18 protein-coding genes, 2 pseudogenes and 1 riboswitch are annotated in these 25,784 nt (G+C 73.4%); of the genes and pseudogenes, 8 read left to right on the top strand and 12 right to left on the bottom strand.

Annotation, left to right across the window (positions count from 1 at the left end; all coding sequences use genetic code 11):
- Positions 1–360: pseudogene (locus E4P38_RS21990) on the bottom strand (hypothetical protein); the annotation flags it as partial.
- Between the two features lie 203 nt (positions 361–563).
- A riboswitch (cyclic di-AMP (ydaO/yuaA leader) is annotated at positions 564–730 on the bottom strand.
- Between the two features lie 119 nt (positions 731–849).
- Positions 850–1,497 carry a 50S ribosomal protein L11 methyltransferase gene (locus E4P38_RS21985; RefSeq protein WP_135134128.1) on the bottom strand — a complete coding sequence of 216 codons (648 nt, stop codon included), beginning with the start codon at positions 1,495–1,497 and terminating at the stop codon, positions 850–852.
- A 205-nt stretch (positions 1,498–1,702) separates the two neighbouring features.
- Between E4P38_RS21985 and E4P38_RS21980 the strand changes: the two genes are divergently transcribed.
- The gene (locus E4P38_RS21980) at positions 1,703–3,652 is read left to right on the top strand and encodes an MFS transporter (RefSeq protein ID WP_209309243.1); all 1,950 of its coding nucleotides are present in this window, start codon (positions 1,703–1,705) and stop codon (positions 3,650–3,652) included.
- 43 nt (positions 3,653–3,695) lie between these two features.
- Here the strand turns inward: E4P38_RS21980 and E4P38_RS21975 are convergent, their stop codons facing one another.
- Complete coding sequence (locus E4P38_RS21975) at positions 3,696–4,532, bottom strand: SDR family NAD(P)-dependent oxidoreductase (RefSeq protein ID WP_135134127.1); 837 nt, start codon at positions 4,530–4,532, stop codon at positions 3,696–3,698.
- Complete coding sequence (locus E4P38_RS21970; protein ID WP_135134126.1) at positions 4,532–6,016, bottom strand: NAD(P)/FAD-dependent oxidoreductase; 1,485 nt, start codon at positions 6,014–6,016, stop codon at positions 4,532–4,534. Before E4P38_RS21970 ends, E4P38_RS21975 begins: the two co-directional genes overlap by 1 nt.
- A 142-nt stretch (positions 6,017–6,158) precedes the next feature.
- Between E4P38_RS21970 and E4P38_RS21965 the strand changes: the two genes are divergently transcribed.
- A complete protein-coding gene (locus tag E4P38_RS21965; RefSeq protein WP_245161222.1) occupies positions 6,159–6,809 on the top strand; it encodes a TetR/AcrR family transcriptional regulator in 651 nt (216 codons plus the stop codon).
- A 12-nt stretch (positions 6,810–6,821) separates the two neighbouring features.
- On the opposite strand, the gene E4P38_RS21960 is transcribed toward E4P38_RS21965, so the two are convergent.
- Together E4P38_RS21960 and E4P38_RS21955 are read right to left on the bottom strand one after the other, a co-directional pair.
- Entirely contained in the window at positions 6,822–7,307 is a 486-nt protein-coding gene (locus E4P38_RS21960; protein ID WP_135134124.1) for a universal stress protein, read from the bottom strand.
- Positions 7,308–7,388: 81 nt separating this feature from the next.
- The gene (locus E4P38_RS21955; RefSeq protein ID WP_135134123.1) at positions 7,389–8,243 is read right to left on the bottom strand and encodes a hypothetical protein; all 855 of its coding nucleotides are present in this window, start codon (positions 8,241–8,243) and stop codon (positions 7,389–7,391) included.
- Positions 8,244–8,521: 278 nt separating this feature from the next.
- Here E4P38_RS21955 and E4P38_RS21950 point away from each other — a divergent pair, with 278 nt between their 5' ends.
- Positions 8,522–9,667 (top strand): LLM class flavin-dependent oxidoreductase, encoded by a 1,146-nt coding sequence (locus E4P38_RS21950; protein WP_135134122.1) that lies wholly within the window; start codon positions 8,522–8,524, stop codon positions 9,665–9,667.
- Positions 9,667–10,290, top strand: a complete 624-nt coding sequence (locus E4P38_RS21945) for an FMN reductase (RefSeq protein ID WP_135134121.1) — start codon at positions 9,667–9,669, stop codon at positions 10,288–10,290. Before E4P38_RS21950 ends, E4P38_RS21945 begins: the two co-directional genes overlap by 1 nt.
- Before the next feature lie 6 nt (positions 10,291–10,296).
- Here E4P38_RS21945 and E4P38_RS21940 read toward each other — a convergent pair whose 3' ends face one another.
- Positions 10,297–11,871, bottom strand: a complete 1,575-nt coding sequence (locus E4P38_RS21940; RefSeq protein WP_135134120.1) for an FMN-binding glutamate synthase family protein — start codon at positions 11,869–11,871, stop codon at positions 10,297–10,299.
- Positions 11,872–11,898: 27 nt separating this feature from the next.
- The gene (locus E4P38_RS21935) at positions 11,899–13,227 is read right to left on the bottom strand and encodes an MFS transporter (protein ID WP_135134119.1); all 1,329 of its coding nucleotides are present in this window, start codon (positions 13,225–13,227) and stop codon (positions 11,899–11,901) included.
- A gap of 117 nt (positions 13,228–13,344) precedes the next feature.
- Here E4P38_RS21935 and E4P38_RS21930 point away from each other — a divergent pair, with 117 nt between their 5' ends.
- The 3 genes from E4P38_RS21930 (at position 13,345) to E4P38_RS21920 (ending at position 17,158) form a co-directional block, all read left to right on the top strand.
- Entirely contained in the window at positions 13,345–13,977 is a 633-nt protein-coding gene (locus tag E4P38_RS21930) for a TetR/AcrR family transcriptional regulator (protein ID WP_135134118.1), read from the top strand.
- Positions 13,978–14,186: 209 nt separating this feature from the next.
- Positions 14,187–15,956, top strand: a complete 1,770-nt coding sequence (locus E4P38_RS21925; protein ID WP_135134117.1) for a hypothetical protein — start codon at positions 14,187–14,189, stop codon at positions 15,954–15,956.
- A gap of 5 nt (positions 15,957–15,961) precedes the next feature.
- Positions 15,962–17,158: an acyltransferase gene (locus E4P38_RS21920; protein WP_135134116.1), complete on the top strand. Its 1,197-nt coding sequence runs from the start codon at positions 15,962–15,964 to the stop codon at positions 17,156–17,158.
- Here E4P38_RS21920 and E4P38_RS21915 read toward each other — a convergent pair.
- The 3 genes from E4P38_RS21915 to E4P38_RS21905 form a co-directional block, all read right to left on the bottom strand.
- A complete protein-coding gene (locus E4P38_RS21915) occupies positions 17,148–21,359 on the bottom strand; it encodes an alpha-(1->3)-arabinofuranosyltransferase family protein (RefSeq protein ID WP_135134115.1) in 4,212 nt (1,403 codons plus the stop codon). The genes E4P38_RS21920 and E4P38_RS21915 overlap by 11 nt on opposite strands.
- 36 nt (positions 21,360–21,395) lie before the next feature.
- Complete coding sequence (locus E4P38_RS21910) at positions 21,396–22,370, bottom strand: DUF3068 domain-containing protein (RefSeq protein WP_135134114.1); 975 nt, start codon at positions 22,368–22,370, stop codon at positions 21,396–21,398.
- Positions 22,371–22,563: 193 nt separating this feature from the next.
- Positions 22,564–23,289, bottom strand: coding sequence for a class I SAM-dependent methyltransferase (locus tag E4P38_RS21905; RefSeq protein WP_135134113.1), 726 nt, complete (start codon positions 23,287–23,289; stop codon positions 22,564–22,566).
- A gap of 70 nt (positions 23,290–23,359) precedes the next feature.
- Here E4P38_RS21905 and E4P38_RS21900 point away from each other — a divergent pair, with 70 nt between their 5' ends.
- Positions 23,360–24,727: a glycosyltransferase family 4 protein gene (locus tag E4P38_RS21900; RefSeq protein WP_209309242.1), complete on the top strand. Its 1,368-nt coding sequence runs from the start codon at positions 23,360–23,362 to the stop codon at positions 24,725–24,727.
- Here E4P38_RS21900 and E4P38_RS23090 read toward each other — a convergent pair.
- A pseudogene (locus tag E4P38_RS23090) lies at positions 24,619–25,784 on the bottom strand (hypothetical protein); the annotation flags it as partial. The gene E4P38_RS21900 and the pseudogene E4P38_RS23090 sit on opposite strands and share 109 nt — an antisense overlap.

The following is a 25,784-nucleotide window of genomic DNA, read 5'->3' as shown; positions in this document are numbered from 1 at the left end:
CTCGGCGGCCACGCGGGCGGCCTCGGCCTGCGCGTCCAGGACGGCCTGGTCGGCGGCGGCCTGCGCCTGGGCGGCGGCGACCTGGTCGGCGTCGCGCTCGCTGCGGCTCGCGGTGAGCTGCTCCAGCGGGCGGACGGCCTCCTCGTGCGCGATCTCGGTCTCCTGGGCCGGGATGCCCAGCTCCGCGGCGATGCTGACCGAGGTCGGCTGGGCGTCGGCGTGAGCGGCGGGCTCGCCGGCGGAGAGCACGTTGACCATCAGGGCGCCGGCGGTGGCGACGCCGAGGTAGAGGGCGGGGCGCCGGCGGGAAACCGGACGGAAGCCTCGGGTACGGGCAGAAGCAAGGGTGCGGAGGTTCATGAGGTGCGGGTGCTCCGGGAGTTCGGGCGCAGCGGACCGGCCCGCGCAGGGCGCAGGCGTAGGACTGCGGACGTGGAAGGTGCAGCGCGGCAGGTCCGGGCCGTGCGGGCCGGGGTCAGCGCGGGAGGAACCCGCGGGACTATCCGTGCCGGCTGCTGCTCCGTGCAGGGTGTGCCCGTGGACGCGCCACGGGACGGCTCTCCGTTTCTTCCGACGGCCGCCTACCGAGTTAGCTGACGGATTCGGGCGGGAAGAAGCCCTACCCGCCCTCGAGCGGAGCTCGAGGGAAGGATTCACCCCAGTACTGCGATGGGTCCCCGGCTCACCCGGATCTCGTCAGAGACCGCAGGCGACTCGGCGGCGTCCGGCGCGGACTCCCCGGTCGGGGACGTGACGACCTGCCGGACGCCAGCCACGGTAGCCGTCGTTATCGAGTCGTGACAATCGGGAGCCCGGAATTCCACACGTGATGCATCTCGCGGCCCCGGTTCAGGGCAGCCGCCAGACCGTCGTCCGGCGGACCTGCACCCCTTCGGGATCGGCGACGTCGAACGTTGCCACCTCGACCAGTCCCTCCTTCGGGACGTACGGCCGGCCCGGGTCGCCGAGGTACACCGCCGCTCCCCCGAGCCATGCCTTCCCCAGGAACGGCAGGACGCGCGCGGTCATCTCGCGGTCGTAACAGACGTCACCGGCCAGGACGACGTCGATGTCGTCGTCGGGGTCCTCGTCGAGCAGGTCGCCGACCACCGTCACCGGCCCGACGCCGTTGTCCTCCACGTTCGCCGTGATCGCCGCCATTCCGTAGGGATCGACCTCGCTGGCGATCACCGACCCGGCCCCGGCCAGCAGCGCCGCGACGGCGACGAGCCCGCTGCCGGAGCCCAGATCGAGCACGGTGCGCCCGGCGACGACCTCGGGGTGATCGAGCACGTACCGGGCCAGTGCCTGACCCCCGGGCCACGCCGCCGCCCAGAACGGCGGCTCGGCCTGCGTCCGGCCCCGCTCCTCCACCGCTTCCCAGAGGGCCACGACGTCGTCGGCCACGTGCAGGGTGACCTCGGGGACGAGCGGCGGGTGCGCCGGGCGCGTGTGCGCGCGGACGAAATCCGGGGAGACGTCATGCTCGGCGGTCACTCCGTCAGTCCATCGGACGGGACGGCTCGCGGCATCACCGGGGCGGGGCGCACCGGTCCGATCACTGATCGTTGCGACACGCAAACGGCGCGTCACTCGACACCTCGTTGACCCAGCCGACGCGGTGTCACTAGCGTGCGCCGCCGTGTGGCCTGCGCCACACAGCCACCCTCTCGCCTCGGCTCACCGCCGGGAAGGAATCGACGTGACCACGACGACAGCTCCGAGCCGCGACGCGGGAGGCCCGGCCGCAGCACCGAGCGGCCTGCGGCGGCTCTGGGACCGGAAGCTCCCCCACTACCCAGAGACGGGGATGCGCTCGCTCTACCTGGCGATCACCGTCCTCGCCACGATCGTCCTGTACTACGAGCTCTACATCGGGGGCGCGGTCGCCACCCAGATCATCGCCGAGTTCGGCATGTCGTTCACGTACTTCGTGTTCGTCTCGGTCATCGGGAACGCGGTCGGCGCCTTCGCGTCCCTGTTCGCCGGCCTCGCCGACCGCTGGGGCCGCGCCAACCTGGTCGTCGGTGGCCTGCTGATCACCGGGCTGCTCATCGCCGTCGGGCTGCCCAACGCCCCGAACAAGACCGTCTACACGGTCCTCTTCGCCGTGCTCAGCCTGGTCGAGGGCGTCGTCCTGGTCGCCACCCCCGCGCTGATCCGCGACTTCTCGCCCCAGGTGGGCCGTGGCGTGGCCATGGGCTTCTGGACCCTCGGCCCGGTGCTCGGCAGCCTCGTGGTCACCACCGTCTCGAGCAACACCCTCGACAGCCACCCGGACTGGCGGTGGCAGTTCTACGTGTGCGGCATCGCCGGGCTCGTCGTCTTCGTCGTCGCCCTGCTTGGGCTGCGCGAGCTGTCCCCCGCCCTGCGCGACCAGCTCATGGTGAGCATGCGCGACCGCGCACTGATCGAGGCGAAGGCCGCCGGGCTCGACCCGGAGCAGGCGCTCAAGGGCTCCTGGCGGCAGATGCTCCGGTTCGACATCATCGGCTCCGCGTTCGCGATCAGCATCTTCCTGCTGGGCTACTACATCCTGGTCGGCTTCGCCGTCGTCTACTTCGCCACCGTCTACGGCTACTCCGAGGCGCGGGCCAACTCCCTGGCCAACTGGTACTGGATCGCCAACGCCGTCACGCTGGTCGTCACCGGCGTGCTCTCGGACAAGCTGCGCGTGCGCAAGCCGTTCATGATCGTGGGGACGGCGATCAGCCTCGTCGGAGGCATCCTCTTCGCGCTCTCGGTCACCGAGCCGGACACCGGCTACTACACGATCGCCTGCTACTTCGTGCTGAGCGCCACCGGCGGCGGCATGGCCTACGTCGCGTGGATGGCGAGCTTCACCGAGACCGTGGAGCGGCACAATCCCGCGGCCACCGCCACGGGCCTGGCCATCTGGGGCTGGATCCTGCGCATCGTGGTCACGGCGTCGCTCGCGGTCCTGACCGTGGTCGTGCCGGCCACCTCGATCCTGGTCGACCAGGGATCCCGGATCACCGCGATGCAGGAGGAGCACCCGCAGGAGTTCGCGATCGTCACCGGCATCGACCCCGACCTCGCCGCCCGGGTGGAGGCCGACCCGACCGACCAGGACGCCCTGGCGACCCTGCTCGGCCAGGTCGCGCGGGCCGAGGGTGCGAGCGAGGACGAGGCGAGCGGCGTCGAGTCGGTCGTGAGCGGCGGCCAGCTCGCCACGGTCACGGTGATCGAGCCGGCCACCTTGGCCACCCTGCAGTCCAACCCGTTCGACCAGGCGGCCCAGGCCGCCGCGGTGGGTCAGATCATGGCCGGTCTCGGGGTCGACCAGGCGACCGCGGTCCAGCTGCTCACCAGCCTCGCCTCGGCCGACGTCCAGGCCGGTCTGCAGGCGGCCGCGACGTACGCCGGTGACCTGCAGGGTGCCGCGTCGGCGTTCAGCGCGGACGACCTCGAGTACCTCTCCGCCAACGGTCCCGACGTCGCGAAGGCGGCCGAGGAGAACCCGGGGCAGTGGCAGACCTGGTGGTGGGTGTGCGTCGCCGGCCAGGTCCTCTTCCTGCCGTTCGTGTTCGTGCTCAGCGGCCGGTGGACCCCCCGCCGGGCCAAGCAGGACGAGGTCGAGCACGAGCAGCGCGTCGCCGACGAACTGGCCGCTCTGCAGGCCGGCCGCTGACGGGTCCGGGCCGGGAGGCGTCGCTTCCCGGCCCGGTCCGCCGTCAACGCGGGGCGGGGCGCCCCGCCCGGCGGGCGATCAGCTTCCAGTACGACCCGGGCATCAACCGCACCAGGACGTCGGGGACCTTGGCGCTCCAGCCGATGAGCAGCCGCGGCCGGCGGTTCTCGATCGCCTCGACGATCTGCGCGGCGGCCTTCTCCGGGGGCATCGTCAGCAGCTTGGCGAACTGCTTGCGCCCCTGCTCGTACTCCTCAACCGAGACTCCCGACCCGGTCCGCGCGCTCTCGGCGATCCGGGTCTTGATCCCGCCCGGGTGCACGACGGTCACGCCGACGCCGTCCTCGGCCAGCTCGTGGCGCACGGCCTCGCTGAAGCCGCGGACGGCGAACTTGCTGGCCGAGTAGGCGGCCTGGCCCGCGGGGGCGAAGATGCCGAACACGCTCGAGACGTTGACCAGGTGCGCGCCCGGGTGCGCCTTGAGCGCCGGCAGCAGCGCGTGGGTCAGCCGGACGACGGAGCGGAAGTTCACCGCCATGACCCAGTCGAACTCCTCGAGGGTCACCTGGTCGAACCGGCCGCCCAGGGCCACGCCGGCGTTGTTGACCAGCAGCGTGGTCTCCGGGTGGTCGGCGGCCAGCGTCGCCGCGAGCGCCGCGGTCTGCTCGTCGTCGGACAGGTCGGCGACGTGGGTCGCGACCGTCAGGCCGGGGTGGGCCGCCCGCGCCCGGTCGGCGACGTCGCCCAGCCGGTCCTTGTCGCGATCCACCAGCACCAGGTGGCTGCTGCGCTCGGCGAGCTGGGCCGCGAGCGCCTCCCCGATGCCGCTGGCCGCCCCGGTCACGACCGCGGTGCCGCCGGCGAACCGGTAGGCGTCCATCAGGCGACCGCCTTCTCGATCGCGGTGACCGGCGTGCGCCGCTGGAAGGTCATGCCCTCGTCCTCCAGGGAACCGCGGCGCATCAGCCGCACGTCGCGGATGTAGTTCTGGTGCAGGCGCCACGGTGTCCGGGAGCCCTGCTTGGGCAGGTTGTCGAGACTGCGCTGCACGTAGCCCGACGCCAGGTCGAGGAACGGCAGGTCGGCCCCTTCGGGCGGTGCGACCGGCGTGGCCGACGCGTAGCCCTCGGCGTCGAGGTGGTCGAGCAGCCGGCAGACGTAGCGGTTGACCAGGTCGGCCTTGAGCGTCCACGAGGCGTTCGTGTAGCCGATCACCATCGTGAAGTTCGGGACGCCGGAGATCATCATCCCCTTGTAGGACACCGTCTTCGACACGTCGACGGGCTCGCCGTCGAGGCTCAGGGTCATGCCGCCCATGGGCAGCAGGTTCAGGCCCGTGGCGGTGACGATCACGTCGGCGTCCAGGTGCTCGCCCGACTCGAGCTGCACGCCCTTCTCGGTGAAGTTCGCGATCCGGCCGGTGGCGATGGAGGCGTCCCCGCGGCGCAGAGTGCGGAAGAGGTCGCCATCCGGGACGAGGCAGAGGCGCTGGTCCCAGGGGTCGTACGGCGGGTTGAAGTGCGTGTCGAGGTCGAAGCCGGGCAGCTGCTTCTCGGTGAGCCGGCGGATCAGCTTCCGCGCGGCCGCGGGGCGGCGGCGGCTGAACTGGAACAGCAGCGTCGAGAGCAGGACGTTCTTCCACCGCACGATCGGATAGGCGAGCTTCGCGGGCAGCTTGTTGCGCAGCCACTGCGCCAGGGGGTCGCGGCCGGGCAGCGACAGGATGTAGCTCGGCGTCCGCTGCAGCATGGTGACGTGCTCGGCGTCGGGCGCCAGGCTCGGCACGAGCGTCACCGCGGTGGCGCCGCTGCCGATCACCACGATGCGCTTGCCCGTCGCGTCGAAGGCCTCGGGCCAGTGCTGCGGGTGGATCAGCTCGCCGGTGAAACGGTCCTCGCCCTCGAAGTCGGGCCGGAAGCCCTCGTCGTAGCGGTAGTACCCGGAACAGGCCGACAGCCACGAGCAGGTCAGCTCCACCGTCTCGCCGGTGTCGCTGCGCCGCGCGGTCACCGTCCAGCGGGCGTCCTCGCTCGACCAGTCGGCCGACACGACCTGGTGGTGGAAGCGGATCTTGTCCTCGACGCCGTACTCGCGGGCGGTGTCCTGGATGTAGTGCCGGATGGCCTCGCCGTCGGCGATCGACTGGGAGTCCTTCCAGGGCCGGAACGCGTAGCCGAGGGTGAACATGTCCGAGTCCGACCGGATCCCGGGGTAGCGGAAGAGGTCCCAGGTGCCACCGATCGCGCCCCGGGACTCGAGGATCGCGTAGGTCTTGCCGGGGCAGTCCTCCTGCAGGTGGCAGGCGGCCCCGATGCCGGACAGCCCGGCTCCGACGATCAGGACGTCGACGTGCTCCGTTGCCATGTGCGCTCTCCAAAGACTGGTCCGGGGGACGGCGCTGCCGCGACGCTGTGCCTCGCCAACGGTGCTGCACCGACGTTATCGACGTGCTGTTGAACGAGTCAACAGGGTGTCGAGAAACGGGGAGCGCCGGTATTCTTCGATCGTGCCGGTGCCCGCGAGCGACTCCCCCACCTCCCGTGGGCGGCGTCCCGTGCGCCCGTCGGGCGACGACCGCGAGCTGGCCATCCTCACCACGGCCGAGCGGCTGCTGGCCGAACGACCGCTGAGCGCCATCTCCGTCGACGACCTCGCCCGTGGCGCCGGCATCTCCCGGCCCACCTTCTACTTCTACTTCGCCTCGAAGGACGCCGTCCTGCTCACTCTGCTCGACCGGGTGGTCGCCGAGGCGGATGCGGCGACGACCGACGCGTTCGGCGGCCGCGCGAGCGGCCCGCGCGAGGGCTGGCGGCGGGCCATCACCGCCTACTACGAGACGTTCCGGGCGCACCGGGCGCTGACGCTGGCGTGGGCGGAGGCGCGCTCGACGAACGCCGAGATCCGGCAGCTCTGGGCGCAGGTCTTCGAGGGCTGGGTGCTCCGGTGCGCGGAGGCGATCGAGTCCGAGCGCCAGCGGGGCGCGGCGCCCGCGGGGCCACCGGCCCGCGACATCGCCGTCGCACTCACGTCGATGAACGAGCGGGTGCTCTATGCGACCTTCACCGGCGACGGCCCGGCGATCGCCGAGACGGGGGCCGTCGACGTGCTGCTCGAGATCTGGCTGCGGGCCATCTACGGCACGGCACCGTCGGACTGAGACCCAGCGGCATCAGGCCGGGGGCAGCTCCCGGCCGAAGGCGCCGGTACGGACGACGGTGACCGGGCACGGGGCGTGGTGGACGAGCTGGTCGCTCACCGAGCCGAGGAGCAGCCCCGCGAAGCCGCCATGACCGCGAGCCCCCACGATCAGCAGGTTCGCCCCCTCGGCGGCGGCGGTCAGCGCCGGCGCGGGCGCCTTGTGCACCACGGAACAGCTCACGCGGACGCCGGGGTCGAGTTCGGCCACTGCGACGTGCCGGGTGAGCTCGTCGAGGACCGCCTTCTCCCAGTCGACCAGCGGCGGCACGTATCCCGGCGTCCAGGTGGCCGGCCGCGGCGCGGTGGTCAGCGACCAGGAACGCACGACATGGAGGTCCAGGTCGGCCCGGAGGGCCAACCGCCCGGCCCACTGGAGCGCCTCCTGTGCGCACGTGGACCCGTCGTGGCCGAAGAGGATCCCGCCCTCGACCGTCACGGCCTCGCGAACCTCGTCCACGGCTGCCTCCTCGTCGCGGCACCCGGTGCGCCTGGGCGAAGCCTCTCATCCGCCCGCGCTGCCGCTCCCTGCCGGGCGCGGTCAGGAGGGAACGGGAGACGGCCGCCCCACGAGCACGCGCACGTCATCGGCCGCGACCATGCCCTCCACCGCCACGTTGGTGCCGCGCATCTCGTCCGGCCCCGTCGCGGCGACCGCCTGCAGCGCCTCCCCGATCCGGTCGGTGAGCCCGCGGAGGGACTGCCGGGCCTGGTCCCGCTGCCGCCGGAGGTCGTCCACCTCGGCCTGCACACCGGCCAGCCGGGCCGCAGCGGCCTCGGCGAGGCGGTCGCGCTCGAGCGCCGCCTGGGCGTCGAGCCGCTCCCGCTCGACCGCGGCGGCGCGCAGCAGCTCCGCGGCGTCCCGCCGGGATTGCTCCAGGGCCGCGGTGGCCTCGGCGCGGACGCGGCGCGCCTGGTCGCGCAGCTCGTCGGCGGCCACGACCGCCATCTCCTTGATCTCGTGCGCCTTGCGCAGCCGGGCGTCGGCCTCCGTCCGCGCCTCGGCGAGGATCTGCTCGGCCTCTTGGGCACCCGCATCGGTCAGGGCGGCGGCCTCGTCGGAGGCGAGCTGGAGCATCTCCTGCACCCGGTCGGACACCGGGAACACGACCTCTCGCCCCCGGGGCGCGTCGGCCAGCAGCCGGCGGGAGATCTCCAGCTCGGCCGAGCAGTTCCCGAACCGGACGAGCAGGTGGTCGACCTCGCGCCGGAGGGTGGTCAGCTCCGTCTCCACCCAGGCCGCGTAGTTGTCGACCTGGAGCGGGTCGTACCCGTGGATCCGGGTCCGGAAGATCGGCCGGACCCCCAGCAACTCGTCGAGATCGCCGGCCAGATTGGGCCGGGAGACCGGCCCGCCCGACTGACCGGCGGCATCGCCACCCGCCACTTTTTCCATACGCCGACCCATGGTTCCCCCTCCAGCACGACGTCCTGCTCGCGGTCGGACAGTGCCAGAACCGGACCCGGCGGAACGGCTCCGTGACCTGACCGTGAAGTACCACCGGCGTAGTTCCGCTGGCTGTGCCAGGACGGCTACGTTCCGTCGATGTCCGACCGGTTCCTGGCCGCGTTTCCGGCGGATCCGGGTGTGCGGCTCCGGCTCGGGCATAGCGACCGGGTTCTCTGTGTTGAGCCGATCAGTAGTTGCACTTTCAACTAGCAACGGAGATCGAGATGCAGTTCGGAATCTTTTCCGTCAGCGACATCACGCCGGATCCCACCACCGGGCGCGCGCCCACCGAGGCGGAGCGGATCAAGGCGATGGTGACGATCGCGCAGAAGGTCGAGGAGGTCGGGCTCGACGTCTTCGCGACGGGAGAGCATCACAACCCGCCCTTCGTGATGTCCTCCCCCACGACCTACCTGGGGTACGTCGCGGCGAAGACCTCCACACTGCTGCTCTCCACGGCCACGACGCTCATCACGACCAACGACCCGGTGAAGATCGCCGAGGACTACGCGATGCTCCAGCACCTGGCCGACGGCCGGGTCGACCTGATGATGGGCCGAGGCAACACCGGCCCGGTGTACCCCTGGTTCGGCAAGGACATCCGCGACGGCATCGAGCTCGCCGTCGAGAACTACGCCCTGCTCCGGCAGCTCTGGCGCGAGGACGTCGTGAACTCCGAGGGCAAGTTCCGCACGCCGCTGCAGGGCTTCACCTCCACGCCCCGACCGTTGGACGGCGTCCCGCCCTTCGTCTGGCACGGCTCGATCCGGAGCCCGCAGATCGCCGAGCAGGCCGCGTACTACGGCGACGGCTTCTTCCACAACCACATCTTCTGGCCGCCGGAGCACACCCAGCGGATGGTCGAGTTCTACCGCCGCCGCTTCGAGCACTACGGCCACGGGAGCGCCGACCAGGCGATCGTCGGCCTCGGTGGACAGGTGTTCATGCGCAAGAACAGCCAGGACGCCGTCACGGAGTTCCGCCCCTACTTCGACGTCGCCCCGGTCTACGGCCACGGCCCGTCGCTGGAGGAGTTCTCCTCGCAGACGCCACTGACGGTCGGCAGCCCGCAGCAGGTGATCGAGCGGACGCTGGGCTTCCGCGACTACGTCGGTGACTACCAGCGCCAGCTGTTCCTCATCGACCACGCCGGCCTGCCGCTGAAGACGGTCCTCGAGCAGCTGGACCTCCTCGGCGAGGAGGTCGTACCGGTCCTCCGCAAGGAGTTCGCCGCGCTCAAGCCCGCGCACGTGCCGGAGGCGCCGACGCACGCGTCGCTCGTGGCCGCGGCCGGTGGGGCCCGCGACGCCACCGTGTACGCCGCCACCGACTCTGTGACGGGGCAGGCCGCCGCGGAGGTGGAGGCCTGATGACCACCCGCACCCTCGCCGTCGTCAGCGCCGGGCTGAGCAACCCCTCCTCGACCCGGCTGCTGGCCGACCGGCTGACCGCCGCCACCGTCGCCGCGCTCCGCGCCCGCGGGGACGACGCCACCGTCGAGGTGGTCGAACTCCGCGCGCACGCCCGCGACCTCGCCGACAACCTCGTGACCGGCTTCCCGAACGAGTCCCTGCGCGGCGCGGTGGACACGGTCTCCGGCGCCGACGGCCTGATCGCGGTCTCACCGATCTTCTCGGCGTCCTTCAGCGGGCTGTTCAAGACCTTCTTCGACGTCCTGGACAAAGAGGCGCTGGTCGGCAAGCCCGTCCTCCTCGGCGCCACGGCCGGCACCGCCCGGCACTCGCTGGCACTCGAGCACGCCATGCGCCCGCTGTTCGCCTACCTGCGCGCGGTCACCGTGCCCACCGGCGTGTTCGCGGCGTCGGAGGACTGGGCAGGGGCGGGCGGTGTCGACCGCGCGCTGGCCGACCGCATCGACCGGGCGGCCGGCGAGCTCGCCGACCTGGTGTCCGGCCGGCCGGCGGCGGCTCGGCCGGTGGACCCCTTCGCCGACCCGACCACGGACTTCGGGGAACTCCTCCGCGGTAGCTGAGCGGGGTCAGCCGACGGCGTCGTCGGACGGCGGCGCGCTGCCGCCCTGGGGTGCCTCGGTGGTCATGATGCGGGCGATCTCGGCGCGGTCGGTAGCCGACGGGAGTCCCCAGCCCGGCCGGTAGTCGTACACCTCGTGCAGCGGGGTCGACGCCGTCCGCCCGGTCAGCACCTCCACCGCGCTGCTCTCGATCAGGCCGGGGTGCTCGACCCCGCAGGCCTCGGCGACCTTGAGCAGGTCACGGCGCAGGGTGCTCACGTAGTTGGCCGCCCGCACGGACTTCAGCGCCGGGTCGAGTCCGTGCGAGAGCCAGGCGTTCTGCGTGGCCACCCCCGTGGGGCAGGTGTCGGTGTGGCACTTCTGTGCCTGGATGCACCCGATCGCCAGCATCGCCTCGCGGGCGACGTTGATCATGTCGACGCCGAGGGCGAAGCCCACGATCGCGTTGTCCGGCAGGCCGAGCTTGCCGGCGCCGACGAACACGACGGATTCCTGCAGGTCCCGCTGCGCGAACCTCGAGTAGACGCGCGTGAACCCGAGCTGGAAGGGCAGCGACACCGAGTCGGTGAAGATCATCGGGGCCGCGCCCGTGCCACCCTCGCCGCCGTCGATCGTCACGAAGTCGACGCCCCGACCGGTCCGGCTCATCAGGTCGGTCAGCTCGTCCCAGAAGATCATGTCGCCGACGGCGGACTTGATCCCGACCGGAAGGCCGGTCTCGCTCGCCAGCAGCTCGACCCAGTCGAGCAGGCTGTCGGTGTCGGAGAACTCCGCATGCCGGGACGGGCTGATGCAGTCGACGCCCTGGCGCACGCCCCGGGCCTCGGCGATCTCCGCCGAGACCTTCGCTGCCGGGAGGACGCCACCCAGCCCCGGTTTCGCCCCCTGGCTCAGCTTGATCTCCAGGGCGCGCACCGGTGCGCCGGCCACCAGGTCCTTCAGCCGCTGGAGGTCGAACTTGCCCTCGTCATCGCGGCAGCCGAAGTACGCCGTCCCGATCTGGAGGACGAGTTCCCCACCGTGCCGGTGGTGCCGGGAGAGCCCGCCCTCGCCGGTGTTGTGCATGCACCCGGCGATCGCCGCGCCCCGGTTGAGCGCCTCCACCGCCGCGCCCGAGAGCGAGCCGAAGCTCATCGCCGAGATGTTGACGACCGAGTTCGGCCGGAAGGCCTGCGCCCGGCCGCGCGCGGCGCCCAGCACCTTGGCGCACGGCAGGGGCACGTTCTCCCCGGCCTGGACGTGCGTCGGCGGCACCGCCCGGCCGAACGTCTTGTGGTTGATCACCGGATAGCCGGCGGTGTATTCGAGGTCGTTGTCGGTGCCGAAGCCGAAGTAGTTGTTGTCCTTCTTCGCCGAGGCGTAGACCCAGCGCCGCTGGTCGCGGGTGAACGGCCGCTCCTCGTTGTTGCCCGCCACGAGGTACTGCCGCAGCTCGGGGCCGATCTCCTCCAGCAGGTAGCGGGCGTGCCCGATCACGGGAAAGTTGCGCAGCAGCGTGTGCTGGCGCTGCACGAGGTCACGGACGGCGACGGCGGCGAGAGCGCCGAGCCCCGCGGCGGCCGCCCGAGACACCCGGTTCATGACGGTCACTATCCACGCCCGCGCGGGTCAGCGGTACGCCGAACCGCCTCGCAGCCGGGCGCCGACCGCGACGTGCAGGGGCGCCAGGACGACGCCGTCGCGGGCGAGCCGCTCGCGCAGCTCCCGACGGTGCCGCAGCACCCCGACCAGCCCGATCGCCCAGAACACGTACTGCACCGAGAACGCCGCGCGGAAGGCGCCGAGGTCGTAGTCGGTCGACGAGCCCGGCGTGAGCAGGTCGAGCACCGCGCCGACGGCGAGGATGGTCAACAGGGAGGCGACGAACCCGCCGACGTTGACCACGCCGCTGGCGCTGCCCATCCGCTGCGGCGGGTTCTCGGTGCGCGCGTAGTCGAAGCCGATCATCGAGCCGGGCCCGTTCGTGCCCAGGACGACGACGAGCACGACCAGCAGCGGCAGCGGCGCCCGCCCCGGCCAGAGCAGGACGACGGTCCAGATCGAGGCCGTCGCGGCCAGGATCGAGAAGACCAGCACCGACCGGCGCAGCGGCCACCGGCCGCACAGCCGGCCCAGCAGCGGGCCCACGCCCATGCCGACCACGACGAGCAGGGTCAGCAGCCCGGCCGCGGTCGTCGGTGAGCGCCCCTCCCCCACGACGAGGAAGGGATAGCCCCAGAGCAGGGCGAAGACCGTGCCGGAGAACTGGGTGACGAGGTGCGTGTAGAGCCCGATGCGGGTGCCCGGTTCGCGCCAGGTGTCGGCGAGGTTGCGCTTCAGCTCGGCCAGGCCGGCCGGCGGCGGGGTCACGGTGCCGGCCGGGGCGTCCCGCAGGGCGACCAGGACCAGCACCGCGACGACCAGTCCGGTGGCGGCGGCGCCGAGGAACGTCGTCCGCCACGAGGTGCCGTGCAGGAGGGCCACCAGGGGGTAGGCCGCCGCGATCGAGCCCAGTTGCCCGAGGATGCCGGTGAGCTGGGTGATCAACGGGACGGTGCGGCCCGGGAACCACAGGCCGATCACCCGCAGCACGCTGATGAACGTCATCGCGTCGCCGGCGCCGACCAGGACGCGGGCGGCGATGGCGGTCGGCACGTCGGTGGCCAGCGCGAGCACCAGCTGTCCGGCGGCCATGGTGACCGCGCCGGCCAGGATCATCCGCCGGCTGCCGAACCGGTCGAGCGCGACGCCCACCGGCACCTGCAGCGCGGCGTAGACCGCCAGCTGGAGCACGAGGAAGAGGGAGACCGCCGACGCCCCGGCGGAGAACCGTTCCTGCGCGTCGACCGCGGCGACCCCGAGGGAGGCGCGGTCGAACACCGCCACCACGTAGGCGGTGAGCGCCACGAGCCAGACGACGTACGCGCGGCGGGACGGCCGGGCGGCGGGCCCGGTCACCGGGAACGGACGTGCAGCATGGTCACCTCAGGATGACGTCGTCCCGGCCGAACACCTTCCGCTCCGCCCCGGTGAGTTCGGTCACCGCAACGGATCTGCCCGTTACAGTCGCGCGCGATGCGCAACCTCGTGGATCCCGCCGACGACCCGGCCGTGGACGACGGACACCGTCGTGGCCGGATCCTGTGGGCGCTCGCCTCGTGCATGACGGAGAAGGGCTACCAGGCGACGACGATCTCCGACATCGCCCGGGAGGCGCGGGTCTCCAAGACCGTCGTCTACGCGCACTTCCGGGACAAGGAGCAGTGCCTGCTCGAGCTCTACTCCCGCGCGAACGACAACGTGCTGACCGTCGTGCGGGAGGCCCAGGAGCGCGCCCGGTCGGCGGGCCTGCCCTGGCGGGATCGGTTGCGGCTGGGCATCGGCGCCTACCTGGAGACGCTCGCCGACGGCCCCGCCGTCGCCTGGACGGCGCTCGTGGAGGTGCAGGCGGCCGGCCGGCCGGCGCTGGCCCTCCGGCGGGTCATGATCGACCGCTACGTCGACCTCCTCTGCGAGGTGGCCGACGGCCTCGCCGTGGAGCACCCCGACGAGGTCCGCCCGGTCAGCCGCGAGCTGGTGCTGGCGGCCGTCGGTGGCATCAACGAACTCATGCTGGCCCGCGTCGAGCGCGGTGAGACCGAGCAGATCCGCGAGGACTGCGACGTCGCCACGGCGGCCGTCGTCGGGCTGCTGGAACAGCGCGGCTGAGCCCGACGTCGGCCGGGATTCCCCCGCCGGAGTGAGCTTTCGGCCTCCGCCGCACGCAGCCCGGCCCTCTGCTACCGGTCGGTAACAACGGCATCTAGGCTGCTCGGGACCTGTCTCAGGTGAAACGGAGCCCGATGAGCGCACCCGCGGACGTCAGTGTCGACGTCATCGGGGATACCGACCCCGGTCGACCGCGACGATCCGTCGCGATGCCGCGCGTCGACCGCGAGGCCGTCGTCCCGATGGTTGCCGGGATCCTGGTGGCGCTCTCCCTGCTGGTGCGGTTGTGGACGGCGTCCGGCGGCTGGTTCCTGCGCCAGGACTTCCTGGCCGCCGCGGCAGCGGCCGGCCTGCCCGTCGACGTCCCCGGTCCTCCTGGCGCCGCCGCGCTCGCCCGGGTCATGGCGTCCCTCGCGCCGATGTCGTGGCCGGCGTTCGTCGCCCTCGAACTGGTCGGGCAGCTCGCGGTGGACCTGCTGCTCTACGGGCTGCTGGTACAGCTGTTCGGCCGCCGCCCGGCCGTCCTCCTCCCGCTGGCCGTGTACCTCGCCAGCTCCCTGCCCCTGGTCGGTGGACTGTGGTGGAGCGCGGCGCTGGTGCAGCTGCCCCTGCAGCTCGCCCTCCTGATCGCCGTCACCGGGCACGTCCGCCACCTGCGCACCGGCCGCACCGGCGCGATGGCGGCCAGCGCGCTCGCGGTGGCGGTCGGGCTGCTGTTCTCCACCGGGATGGCGCTGGTGCCGCTGCTGCTCCTGGTGGGCACCGCCCTGTGGGGCACCCTCGCCGGTTCCCGCCAGGTGTGGCTGGCGCAGGGAGCCGCGGTGGCGGTCGGGCTGGCCGCTCGCGCGCTTTCCTCAGCGGGGCCGCCGGTCGACGTCTCGGCGCCGGCGGACAACGCCCGGGACCTGCTCGGGACCCTGATGCGCACCGTGCTGCCCGGTCTGGTCGGCGGTCCGTGGGAGTGGTCCCCCGCCGTCCTGCCGCTGGCGGTTCCGGACCCATCGGCCGCGTCGGCCACGGCGGCGGCCGTCGCCGTCGCTGCCGTGATCCTCACGACCGTGCTGGTCCACCGCGGGGCGCTGCGCGCGTGGCTCCTGGCCGCGGCGACGACCGTCGTCGTGCTCGTGAGCGGGGCCTTCTCCCCCACCGCGGCGGCCGATCCCGAGCTGCCCGCCGGCGTCGTTCCGCCCGCCGTGGTCGCGCTGGTCGCCGCGCTCGGGCTGGCACTCGCGTCCCTCCCGGTCCGGGGCGCACCGACGGTGCTCCGCCGTCGCGGCTGGGTCACCCGCGGTGCCGGACGGCGGGTGCTCCGCTGGGCGACCCGCCCCGCCCTGGGCGCCGTCGCCGTCACCGCGCTGGGCGCCGGGCTCCTCGTCTCCTCGTCCGCCTTCGGCCAGCACTGGTCGGACAACGCGGCCCACGAGTTCGTCGACGCCGCACGTGCCGGGCTGACCGGCCGGACGGACCTCGTGCTCGTCGACGCCCCCGTGCCCGAGGCCGTGATCCCGGGCGCCCTGGCCCCGGCCCACACGACGGCCGCCGTCCTGGCGGGGGCTCCCGGGCTCCCGTGGGTACTGCAGGAGGGCGAGAGCGCCAACCAGCTGACGGCGCTCGACCCCGCGGGACGGCCGCAGCTGGCGGCGGTCACCGCCGTGAGCACGTCGAGAACCGGACCGGAACCGGACTGCGGCTGGCTCGTCGGCGCCGACGCCGCGGACGTGCCGCTCTCCCGGGCGACCAGTGACGACAGCTGGATCGTGAAGGTGTCCTACTTCGCGGGCGAGGCCAACGTCGTCCGGGTCGAGGCCGGCGACACCGTCACGGGAGCTCTCGTCGGCACCGGGCTGCACGACCTGTACGTCCAGGTGAGCGGCTCGGTCGACCGCGTCGTCCTGGCGGTCGAGGACCCCGCGCGGCCGATCTGCGTCGGTGTCGTGACGGTCGGGCGCGCCCTCCCCATTCCTCCGGACGCGAAGTGAGCCCCATGCGCTACCCCAGCCTGAACGGCCTCCGGGTGATCGCTGCCACCGCGGTGGTGGCCACCCACACGGCCTTCTGGAGCGCGTCGTACACCCCGGACACCGCCGGCCACGCCCTGGCGCGCCTGGACGTCGGGGTCGCGCTGTTCTTCGCGTTGTCGGGTTTCCTGCTGTCCCAGCCCCTGTTCCGCGCCGCGGCCGAGGGCCGTCCGGCCCCCCGGACGGGCGCCTTCCTGTGGCGGCGCGCGCTGCGCATCCTGCCGGCGTACTGGCTCCTGGTCGTGGCGGCGATGTCGTTCCTGCCGGGCAACGAGGACGCCACCGCCGGCGACTGGTTCCGCTTCCTCGGGCTCGTCCAGCTCTACTCGCGGGACTGGACCGGGAGCGGACTCGACCACGCCTGGAGCCTGTCCACCGAGGTGGCGTTCTACCTGGTCCTGCCCTGGTTGGTGGCCGGGCTCCTGAAGGTGGGCGGCTCCGGATGGCGACCGCGACGGCTGCTCGCCGGGCTGGGACTGCTCTCGCTCGTCGGCCCCGCGTGGATCTACTGGTCGGCCTCGGACGCGCTGGTGCTGGCTCCGCTCGAGCTGTGGCTGCCGGCCTACCTGCCCTGGTTCGCCGCCGGCATGGCGATGGCCGTGCTGTCGGTCTCGGCCCCCGGGTGGGCGCCCGTCCGCCGGGCCTCCGAACTGGGCTCGAGCCTTTGGACGTGCTGGGCCGGTGCCGCAGCGCTGTTCCTCATCGCCTCGGGCCCGCTCACCGGACCGGTCAGCCTGGACGTGGCATTCACGGGAGCGGAGGGGGCCACCAAGGTGGTGCTCTTCACGGCGATCGCGGCCCTGGTGCTCTGGCCGCTGGTCTTCGGGGACCAGACCGCGGGCCGGACCCGCCGGCTGCTGGCGAGCCGGCCGCTCAACTGGCTCGGTGAGGTCTCCTACGGCATCTTCCTGTTCCACATGCCGCTGATGCTGGTCCTGTGGGAGCCCTTCACGCACTCCCTGCCCGTCGTCCTGGTCGGCACGTGGGGCGTCGCCGTCGTGGCCGCTGCCCTGTCCTACCGGTTCCTCGAGCGGCCGCTCGTGCAGCGGTTCCGGAACGTCGTGCCGGACCGCCGTGGCGCCGTTCCCGAGCCGGGCGGCGCGGGTCACGCCGGCGGGGTGTCCCCCGCTCCCGACCGGCCGGCGGAGTCGCTCACGACCTGAGCGGGACCGCCGCTCCGGAACGGCCGCCGCCCGGGAGCCGCAGCGCCGAGGCCACGACCGCGCCGAGGGCGATCACGGCCAGGACCTGCCGCGCCGTGCCCGTTCCGCCGGGATCGACCAGCAGGAGGACACCCGCACCGCCGAGTGCGGTCGCCGCCACGGCGCCGAGCCAGGCTGCTCGGCGCCGCCCCGCCAGCGTGCCTCCGAGAGCCGCCACGAGCAGGGCACCGAGGCCGACGATCCCGCCGACCAGCGCCGTGCCGGCGATCGCCGCGACGACGACCAGCGCGTCGGCGGACCACCGTCGCCCGGACGGGGACGACGGGCGGGCGGGTCGCCCGCGGAGGACGGCGAGCGCGATCAGCAGGAGCACCGCCCCGGCGCCGATGCCCAGCGCCCAGCGGTAGAGCAGCCCGGGCCCGAAGTCCAGCTCGACGGTGCCGGCCGCCCCGGCCGGCAACACGTAGCCCTGCTGCCACCCGTCGACGGCGACCGTCTCCAGCCGCTGTCCGTCCAGGGTCGCCGTCCAGCCGGGGTTGGTGTTCTCCGGGACGACGAGCAGCGTGGCCTCGCGGCGGGCGGCCACGTGCACGCTGCGGTTCTCGGCGTCCCACCGGGTAATCCGCACGGCCGTCCGGGAGCCGGTGCCGGAGACGTCGCTGCCGACGCGGGTCAGCGTCGCGGAGTCGACGGCGAGGGTGTCGGTGCCGGCGGCGACCAGCCGGTGCTCGCCGGCCGCCAGATCGGCGGTCGCCGCGCCGGCGCAGAGCGTGAGCTCCACCGGTTCGAGGTCGTGCAGCGCACCGGCCGTGGTGCGCACCGAGGTCTGCCGGGGCGTGCCGTCGACGGTGACGACCGGCCCCTCTCCGCAGGGCACCGACACGACGGCGTCCGGGTCCAGGGACCGGGCCGGCGGCGCGTCGCCCAGCTCGAGCTCGCTCACCCCGACGCCCAGCGGGGTCAGGGCCCGCGTGTAGGGGTCGAACGAGGTGAGCTCCAGCGGAAGGCCGAAGGTCAGGCGCAGCCGATCGGTGGTGACCGGGGCGAACGTGGCCCGGCCCGATCCGTCCAGGTTCAGCGTCCGGGGGAAGTTCCCGGCGTCGATGGTGACGGTGGTCGGGACCGCGGCGGCCAGCCCGGGGCGGGTGAACACCCGCAGCGAATCGACGGTGCGCGGCTCCGGCCAGGTCAGCTCGAGCGTCGGCTGCCGGTCGGAAGGGGCGGCCAGCCAGGCGGTCGCCGGGTCGCCGTCGACGGCCGCCGCGACGCTCCCCGACGGGTCGGGCACGGCGGTGCTGCTCGCCGTCACGCCGATCCGGCTGCCGGACGCCGTCGCGAGGAGGGCGTCGAGCGCCGGGCCCGGCCGCGGGACGGCGGTCACCGTCATGGCGTAGTCCGCCCGCCGCTCGACCGCGAAGGCGCGGTCCAGCCCGCCCGCCTCCTCCGCGCCGGTGACCAGGGCGGCCGCGCACCGAGGTTCCCCGTCGGCGTCGGTCACGCACCCCGACGCCGCGGGGCCGGCGGCGTCGAACGCGTACACGTCGACGGGACCGGCCGGTTCCGGGGTGACGACCGTGCGCGTCACGGAGACCCCGGGCACCCGCACCTCCGCCAGGGCGAGCCCCGGGTCGTCCCCGCCGCCGGGCAGGGGTGCCGAGCGGATGGTCAGGGTGTCGGTGCGCCCGGTCGGCACCGGCAGCAGCTGCGGCTGGTCGGTGTCGGCCAGCGCGACGCTGAACGAGCCGGCGTCCGTGGTGATCCGGACCCGGTCGGGTGGGTCGCTCGCGCCGCCTGCGGGCAGGACGACGGTGATGGTGCCGGCGAGGAGGAACGGGCGGTCGGTCTCCAGCCGCCACCAGACCGCCTGGGGCTCACCGAGCCGGTCGGCCGGGCGCCATGCGGTGGTGGGATCACCGTCGAGCGCGGCCCACGGCTGGGCGTCGGGCCGGGTGCCACGGAGGCCGTCGGGGTCCGACTCGGAGCTCGAGGCGCTCGGCACGCCGCCGCCGTAGCGCACGTCGCTCTCCGTGCGTTCCGGGAGGGCGACGGCGTAGTCGCGGGCCGGGCCCTCGAGTCGCAGGGGGTCCTCGGGAGCGAGCCCGGCCGATGCGGCGTCGGTGATGCGGCCGAAGGTGCGTTCCCGCCGCAGCAGGGCATCGCTCACCATCGTGGTGCTCACCCCCGCCGGAGCGGCCCCGGCCGCAACCGTCGGGCGATCGGTCAGCAGACCCCGCTCCTCGAGCGCCAGCACCGCCTCCGGACCGCCGGCCACCTCGACCGCGTCACTCAGCGGCGCGGTCCAGGCCCGGGGCGCGGGATCCGCGACCTCGTAGATCTCGACGGCCGACCCCGGCTCCCCCAGCCCGGCGTCGTAGACCAGGCCGGGCAGCAGGAGGTTGCCCGGGAAGGGCGGGCCGAACCCGGCAACGCGCTCGATCCCCGGCGAGTTCTCCAGTGCCTGACGGACCAGCAGCGGACGGGTGGAGCGCGCGACGCTGCTGTCGAGGTCGTTGCGCAGGACCAGGTGGGAGATGCCGGCCCGCGCGAGGAAACGGGACAGCCCGGCCGAGCCCTCGCCGCGGGCCAGGCTCTGCTCGACCCCGTCGAGCATACGGATGTGCGCCTCGGGGGTCAGCGGGATGGCGCTGCGGACCTCCCACGGGGAACGCGCGAGGGGCTGCAGCGGCTCGTCGTTGGGGCTGCCCCAGGCATAGGTGGCGAACGACGACCCGGGCACCAGCAGCGCCCGGCCACTGGGCTGCGCCTCGGCGAGGTAGTCCGCGGTCTGCTGCCAGTACGCCGGGATCTGCTCGAAGCCCGTCGGCGGCGCGAGCCTTCCGGCCACCGCCGGGGAGGCGGTGCAGATCAGCGCCAGAGCGAGCAGGACGAGGCCGGATCGGGCGCCGTCCCGTGCGACGCGGCGTCGCCAGGCCGCCGGTGCACGCGGGACGTCCTGGCGGCCGCGACGGAACAGGAGCGCGGCCAGGTGGGCGAGGCCGAGCACGAGCGGCAGCCGCAGCACGGGATCGAACTTGTGCACGTTGCGGAGCGGTGCGAGAGGGCCGTCGAGCGCGGCGTGCAGCGGATCGGCGAGCAGCCCGTCGACGGTGGCGACGTGGCCGAGGGTCACCAGCGCGGTGCCGGCCAGCACGCCGAGCACCAGCCAGGTGCGTTCGGGAAGTTCCGCACGGGTCAGCGCGACGAGGCCGGCGACCGCCAGGAGCACGGTGCCGGCCACCGGCAGGACGTCGTGCACCAGCGCCCAGCCGGCCGGCCAGTGCGGCCCGGTCGGCGACCCCAGCGAGGCGACCCAGTGCGCCGTCCCGCGCAGCACCGACAGCACGTCGGTCGGCGCGGTCGTCGTCCCGGCGGTCTCGATGTAGTCGAGGAACGGTGGGCTGTACCGCCCCAGGAGCAGCAGCGGACCGACCCACCAGGCGGTGGCGAGGACGACGGCCGCCGCCCACCACGCCGCCAGGCGCCGCCGCGCACGACCGGCCGGCCGGGTGAGCAGCCACAGGACCGGCAGCGGGAGCACCGTGGCCGCGGCGACGGCGTTGACGCCTCCCGCGCAGAAGACCGCCAGCCCGGAGAGTGCGGCGGCCCGGCGGGGGAACTGCCCCGCCGCGGCTCCGACCAGGGGCACCAGCACCCAGGGGGCCACGGCCATGGGGACGATCTCCACGGACGTCGCCCCGAGTGCGGTGATCACGCGGGGCGCCAGCGCGTACGCGACCCCGGCGAGGAGCGCGGTGGCGGGGGTGCCGATGCCCAGCCGCCGCGCCAGAGCGACGACGCCGAGGAAGGCCGTGCACAGCAGCAGCGCGAGCCAGAGGCGCTGCACGATCCACGCGGGCAGGCCCACGACGTCGCCCAGGGCGAAGAACGGGCCCATGGGGAACAGGTATCCGTAGGCCTGGTTCTGCACCTGCCCGGCGAAGCCCTCGGCGTCCCAGAGCTGCAACGCACGGCCGAGGAAGGCCAGGGGGTCCACGGCCATGTCCAGCTTGGTGTCGGCCAGCACGCGCCCGGGCGACTGGGACAGGGCCAGCCCCACGAAGCCCAGGCACGCCGCTGCCAGCCGGGCCCGCCACAGGAGCACGGAGCCCGACGACGACGGCGGCGACGCGACGGGTGCCGCGGACGCGCGGGAGCCCGCCGGACGAGGTCCGGCGGGCTCCCGCTCGAGCGTGATCACCATGGCGTGCGTCAGGGAGAGAGGACCTCTCGCGTCGGCTCAGGAACGGGCAGGGACGGCGTACTCGGGAACGTCGGCATCCGGGGCGCTGTGCGCGCCCCGGCGCCCCGTCAGGACGAGCAGCAGACCCACGAGGGCGAGCACGACGCCCAGCGCGGCGAGCGCCCAGGGAAGCACCGTGCTGATCAGCGTGATCTGGTCGCGGGTGTCCGCGGCCTCGGCGGCGCTGTCGCGGACGGCTGCGTCCTCCGGGGAGAACTGGGCCGAGAGGATCGTGACGCCGGTGGACCCGTTCGGGCCGCGCAGGACGGTGACCGGGTTCTCCGTCACCTTCACGATCTTTCCGCTCGTGGGCTCCACGAGCAGCGTCCGGTCGTTGCTGAAGACGACCTCGGCGGTGACGTTGCCGCTGCCCGACCCACCGGCCAGCGCCGCCGGCACCTCGCGCTCGTCGATGACCGTCTCGGGGATGGACTGCTCGAAGCGGTAGACCGTGACCCCCTCGACCTCCTCCTCGCCGACGTAGCGCGCGGGGACCGCCGCGCCGATGTTGGAGTTCCAGACCTCGTAGTCCCGCGCCTCGGTGCCGAGCGGGAACGTCACGGTCAGGCCCTCGATGTCGGTGGGCTCGTCGTTGATCTGCGCGGCATCACACGGCACGGACTCCGCGCTGTGCCGGTCGAGGCAGATCGTCGACTCCGTGGTCGGGGTGACGAGCTCGCCATCCTCGTCGGTGATCGCGGTGCCCGAGAGCCACACGGCGACGTCGGAGTCGGCGTCCTCGGCCTCGGGGTCGCCCTCCACCTGCACGTTGGCCTCGACGAAGCCGCTCTTCTGCTCGAGCTCCTTCATGTCGAAGTACGTCGCGTTCTCGTCGGAGACGGTGGTCGACCCGGTCTGGTCGAGCGGCAGCCGGACCATGACCGGAACGAGGAACACCCGCACCGCCAACGCCGCGGCGAGCAGGAACGCCCCCACCCCCAGCAGCCCCAGCCCGATGGCGCGTCGTCGCATGCCGTTTGCTCCTCAGCTCAGCGCGCCGGCTCCATCGCCGTCGCAGCGGCGCAACCCTACTGGCGGGTAGCCCCAAACCCAATACCGGTCGGTACGGAGGCGTACCAGGAGTGAGTCCAGTCACTCCAAAGGATTAACCGGGCCGCTGGTACGCCCCGGTATCGAGGGCGGTACGGGTCCGTACCAGGCCGGACTACCGCTTCCGGAGGACGAGGACCAGGTTCCAGCAGACGATCTCCCGCAGGCCGGGCACGTGCACGACCCAGGCCGCCCACCACGGGTGGTAGCGCGGATAGGCCGCCACCAGGTCGGCGTCGGCGCACCGCCGGGCCCAGCGCAGGGCGGCACCCACCGAGACCGGGAACAGCGACTCCCCGAAGCGGTTCTTCGGCTCGTGCCCGAACCTGGCGACGAACCGCCGGCGGGCCCGGTACCCGCCGAGGTAGTGCCACGGGCCGGTCTCGTGGCCACCGTGGGGCGACAGCCACGGGGTGTAGGACAGGAAGACCGTGCCTCCTGACCTGGTCACCCGGACCATCTCGGCGGCCATCGTCCAGGGCGAACGCACGTGCTCGAGGACGTTGGAGGAGTAGCAGACGTCGACCGAGGAGGTCCGGACCGGCAGCGCCTCGCCACTGGCGCGGAGGGTGCCCGGCTCGACGGTCCCGCGGGCGGCGAGCTCGCCGGCGTCGGGCTCCAGGCCCACGTAGGTGGCGCCGGCCCCCCGGAAGGCGTCGGCGAAGTACCCGGGGCCACCGCCCACGTCGAGCACGGTCACCCCGTCGAGGGAGACGTGTCCGCCCAGCTGGGAGACCGAGTCCGCCGCCAGGACGCCGTAGAACAGGTCGGGATCCGTCTGCTCCTTGAGAAATGCGCCGAACAGCTCGACCGATCGGGACAACGTGCGGGTGCGAGCCATTTCCTGGCGTCCCGTCCTTTGCGGTGAATGGGCTGGTGGAAACATAGTTACTCGCAGGTAGTCTCCCGCGGTGCTCTTTCGATCAACGTCGATCGATGTCCTGTTCGTCAACTGGCGGGACGTCTCTCACCCCGAAGGCGGGGGTTCGGAACGCTACGTCCACCGCATCGCGGAGGGCCTGGCGGCCTCCGGCCTGCGCGTGTCCATGTTCTGCGCCGCCCACGACCGTGCTCCCGCCGAGGAGGTGGTCGAGGGCGTCCGCATCGTGCGCCGCGGCGGGCGCTTCGGCGTCTACCCCCGCGCGCTCCTGCACGTCCTGCGGCACCGGCCCCGCCTGGTCGTCGACGTCCAGAACGGACTGCCGTTCGGCAGCTCCCTGGTGACCCGCCGGCCGGTCGTCGTCCTCGTCCACCACGTGCACCGCGAGCAGTGGCCGATCGTCTTCGGCCGGATCGGCGGCGCCGTCGGCTGGTGGATCGAGTCCGTCGTCGCGCCGCGCATCTACCGCCGCAGCCGTTACGTCACGGTCTCCGGGGCGACCGCCGAGGAGCTCGCCAGCCTGGGCATCGCGGCCGACCGGGTGACGGTCGTTCCGAACGGTGTCGAGCCGCCGCCGGCCGTCGCCGCCGCGCCGTCGGCGCAGCCGCGCCTGGTCGTGCTCGGACGCCTCGTCCCGCACAAGCGCGTCGAGCACGCCATCGAGGTGCTGGCCCGGCTGCAGGACCGCCGGCCGGGGCTGCGGCTGTCGATCGTCGGCGAGGGCTGGTGGGAGGGCGAGCTACGGGCTCGCGCTGAGGTGCTCGGGGTCGCCGAGCTCGTGGAGTTCCACGGCTTCCTCGACGAGCAGGCCAAGCACGAGGAACTCGCCCGGGCCTGGGTGCAGCTGTGCCCGTCGGTGAAGGAGGGCTGGGGCCTGGTGGTCACCGAGGCCGGTGGGCACCGGGTGCCGACGGTGGGTTACCGGTCGGCCGGGGGTCTGCGTGAGTCGATCCTCGACGGGCGGACCGGAGTCCTGGTCGACGACCTCGACGAGATGACCGAGGCCGTCGACCGGCTGCTCACGGACGGGCCGGCTCGCCTCCGGATGGGCGAGGCCGCGGCCCGTCACGCCGCGGCGTACACCTGGGCGGCGAGCATCAGAGGCTTCGCCGGGGTGCTGTCCGCCGCGGTGCGGGGATCAGCCGCGGTTGCCGTACTGCAGGACGTCGATCGGCTGCTGGTTGCTCACATCGACGGTGTCGGTACCGACCGCGGCCTTGACGCCGACGACAGCAGCGATTCCGAGCACGGCTCCAGCGCCGAGCGCCAGGAGCGCAGCGACGAGGGTCTTCATTCTGTGACTCGCTTCCGTAGGGGACGACGACGGAGGGTGACCGTAGAGGCCGCTCCCATGATCCACAACACCGCCCCCACCACTACTCCGAGTGCACACGCGTGAGCGAGCACGACAGCTGTCACCCGACCGGGGGACGGCTCCGGGCCACTGACGGCGCCGGGGACCCGGTGCAGGTCGAGGTCCTCCCCGTCCATCGCGAGGGGCAGCGCGGCGACCGCCGACGCCACCGGCGCACCGGGTGTGCCGTGCTCGACCAGCACCCAGCCGACGCCCAGCCGCGCGAGGCCGACGGGGTCCCCGGCGGCGTCGGCCACCTCCGCGGCGCGGGCGTCCTCCCCCGCCACGGAGCGGTCGCCGACGACCAGTTCGTCGTCCACGACCGTCGGGCGGTCCAGCCACCGCGGAGCCGGGTCCAGCTGCGGGCGGTCGTCGTTCCAGGCGAAGGACCGGTAGGCGCCGACCGGCAGGACGAGCACGTCTCCCGGACCGTCGTCGTCGGCGAGGACGTCCCGTACCCGCTGCCAGTCGGCCGGGTAGGCCACCGGCTGCAACCGGCCCCCGACGCCCCAGACGAGGTCGGGCACGGCGATCAGCGGGAGCAGCAGGGCGGCTCCGGCGACCGGACCGGCCAGGACGACGGGTCCGCGGGTCCGCACGGCCGCAGTCAGCCGGCGCGCCCCGAGGCCGGCGCCGATGGCGAGCGGCAGCGCCCACCAGGCGGCCCACTTCTGGCTGTCGCGGAGGATCCCGGCCCCCGGGACGGTGCGCACGGCGGCCTCCAGGAGGTCCGCTCCCCCGGGCACGGCCGCCGCGCAGGCGAGGACGACCCCGACGACGCCCAGCACCACCAGTCCGTGTCCCGCCCCGCGCAGGGCGTCCCGGCCGAGCCAGCCGAATCCGGCGAGTGCCAGCAGGAGCAGCGTCACCACGGGGACCAGCGCGGACCCGCGGCCGGGCGGCACGGCGCCGGCGTTCCAGATGCCACCGGTTCCCAAGACGGCGAGCAGCGTGCCGCCCCAGTTCTCGGCGCGTGCGGCGAAGGCCGCGATGCCGTCGGGATCGGACGTGCCGCCGGAGGGCGAGAGCGCACCGGCGACGAGCCACGGCAGCGCCATGGCGCCGACGGCGGCCAGCGGGAGGGCGCCGCGGCGGACCCCGG

The organism is Blastococcus sp. CT_GayMR16 (assembly GCF_004570875.1).
Lineage (GTDB): Bacteria > Actinomycetota > Actinomycetes > Mycobacteriales > Geodermatophilaceae > Blastococcus_B.
Note: the sequence above shows the minus strand (reverse complement) of the source record. Positions and strands in the feature narration are given on the sequence as shown.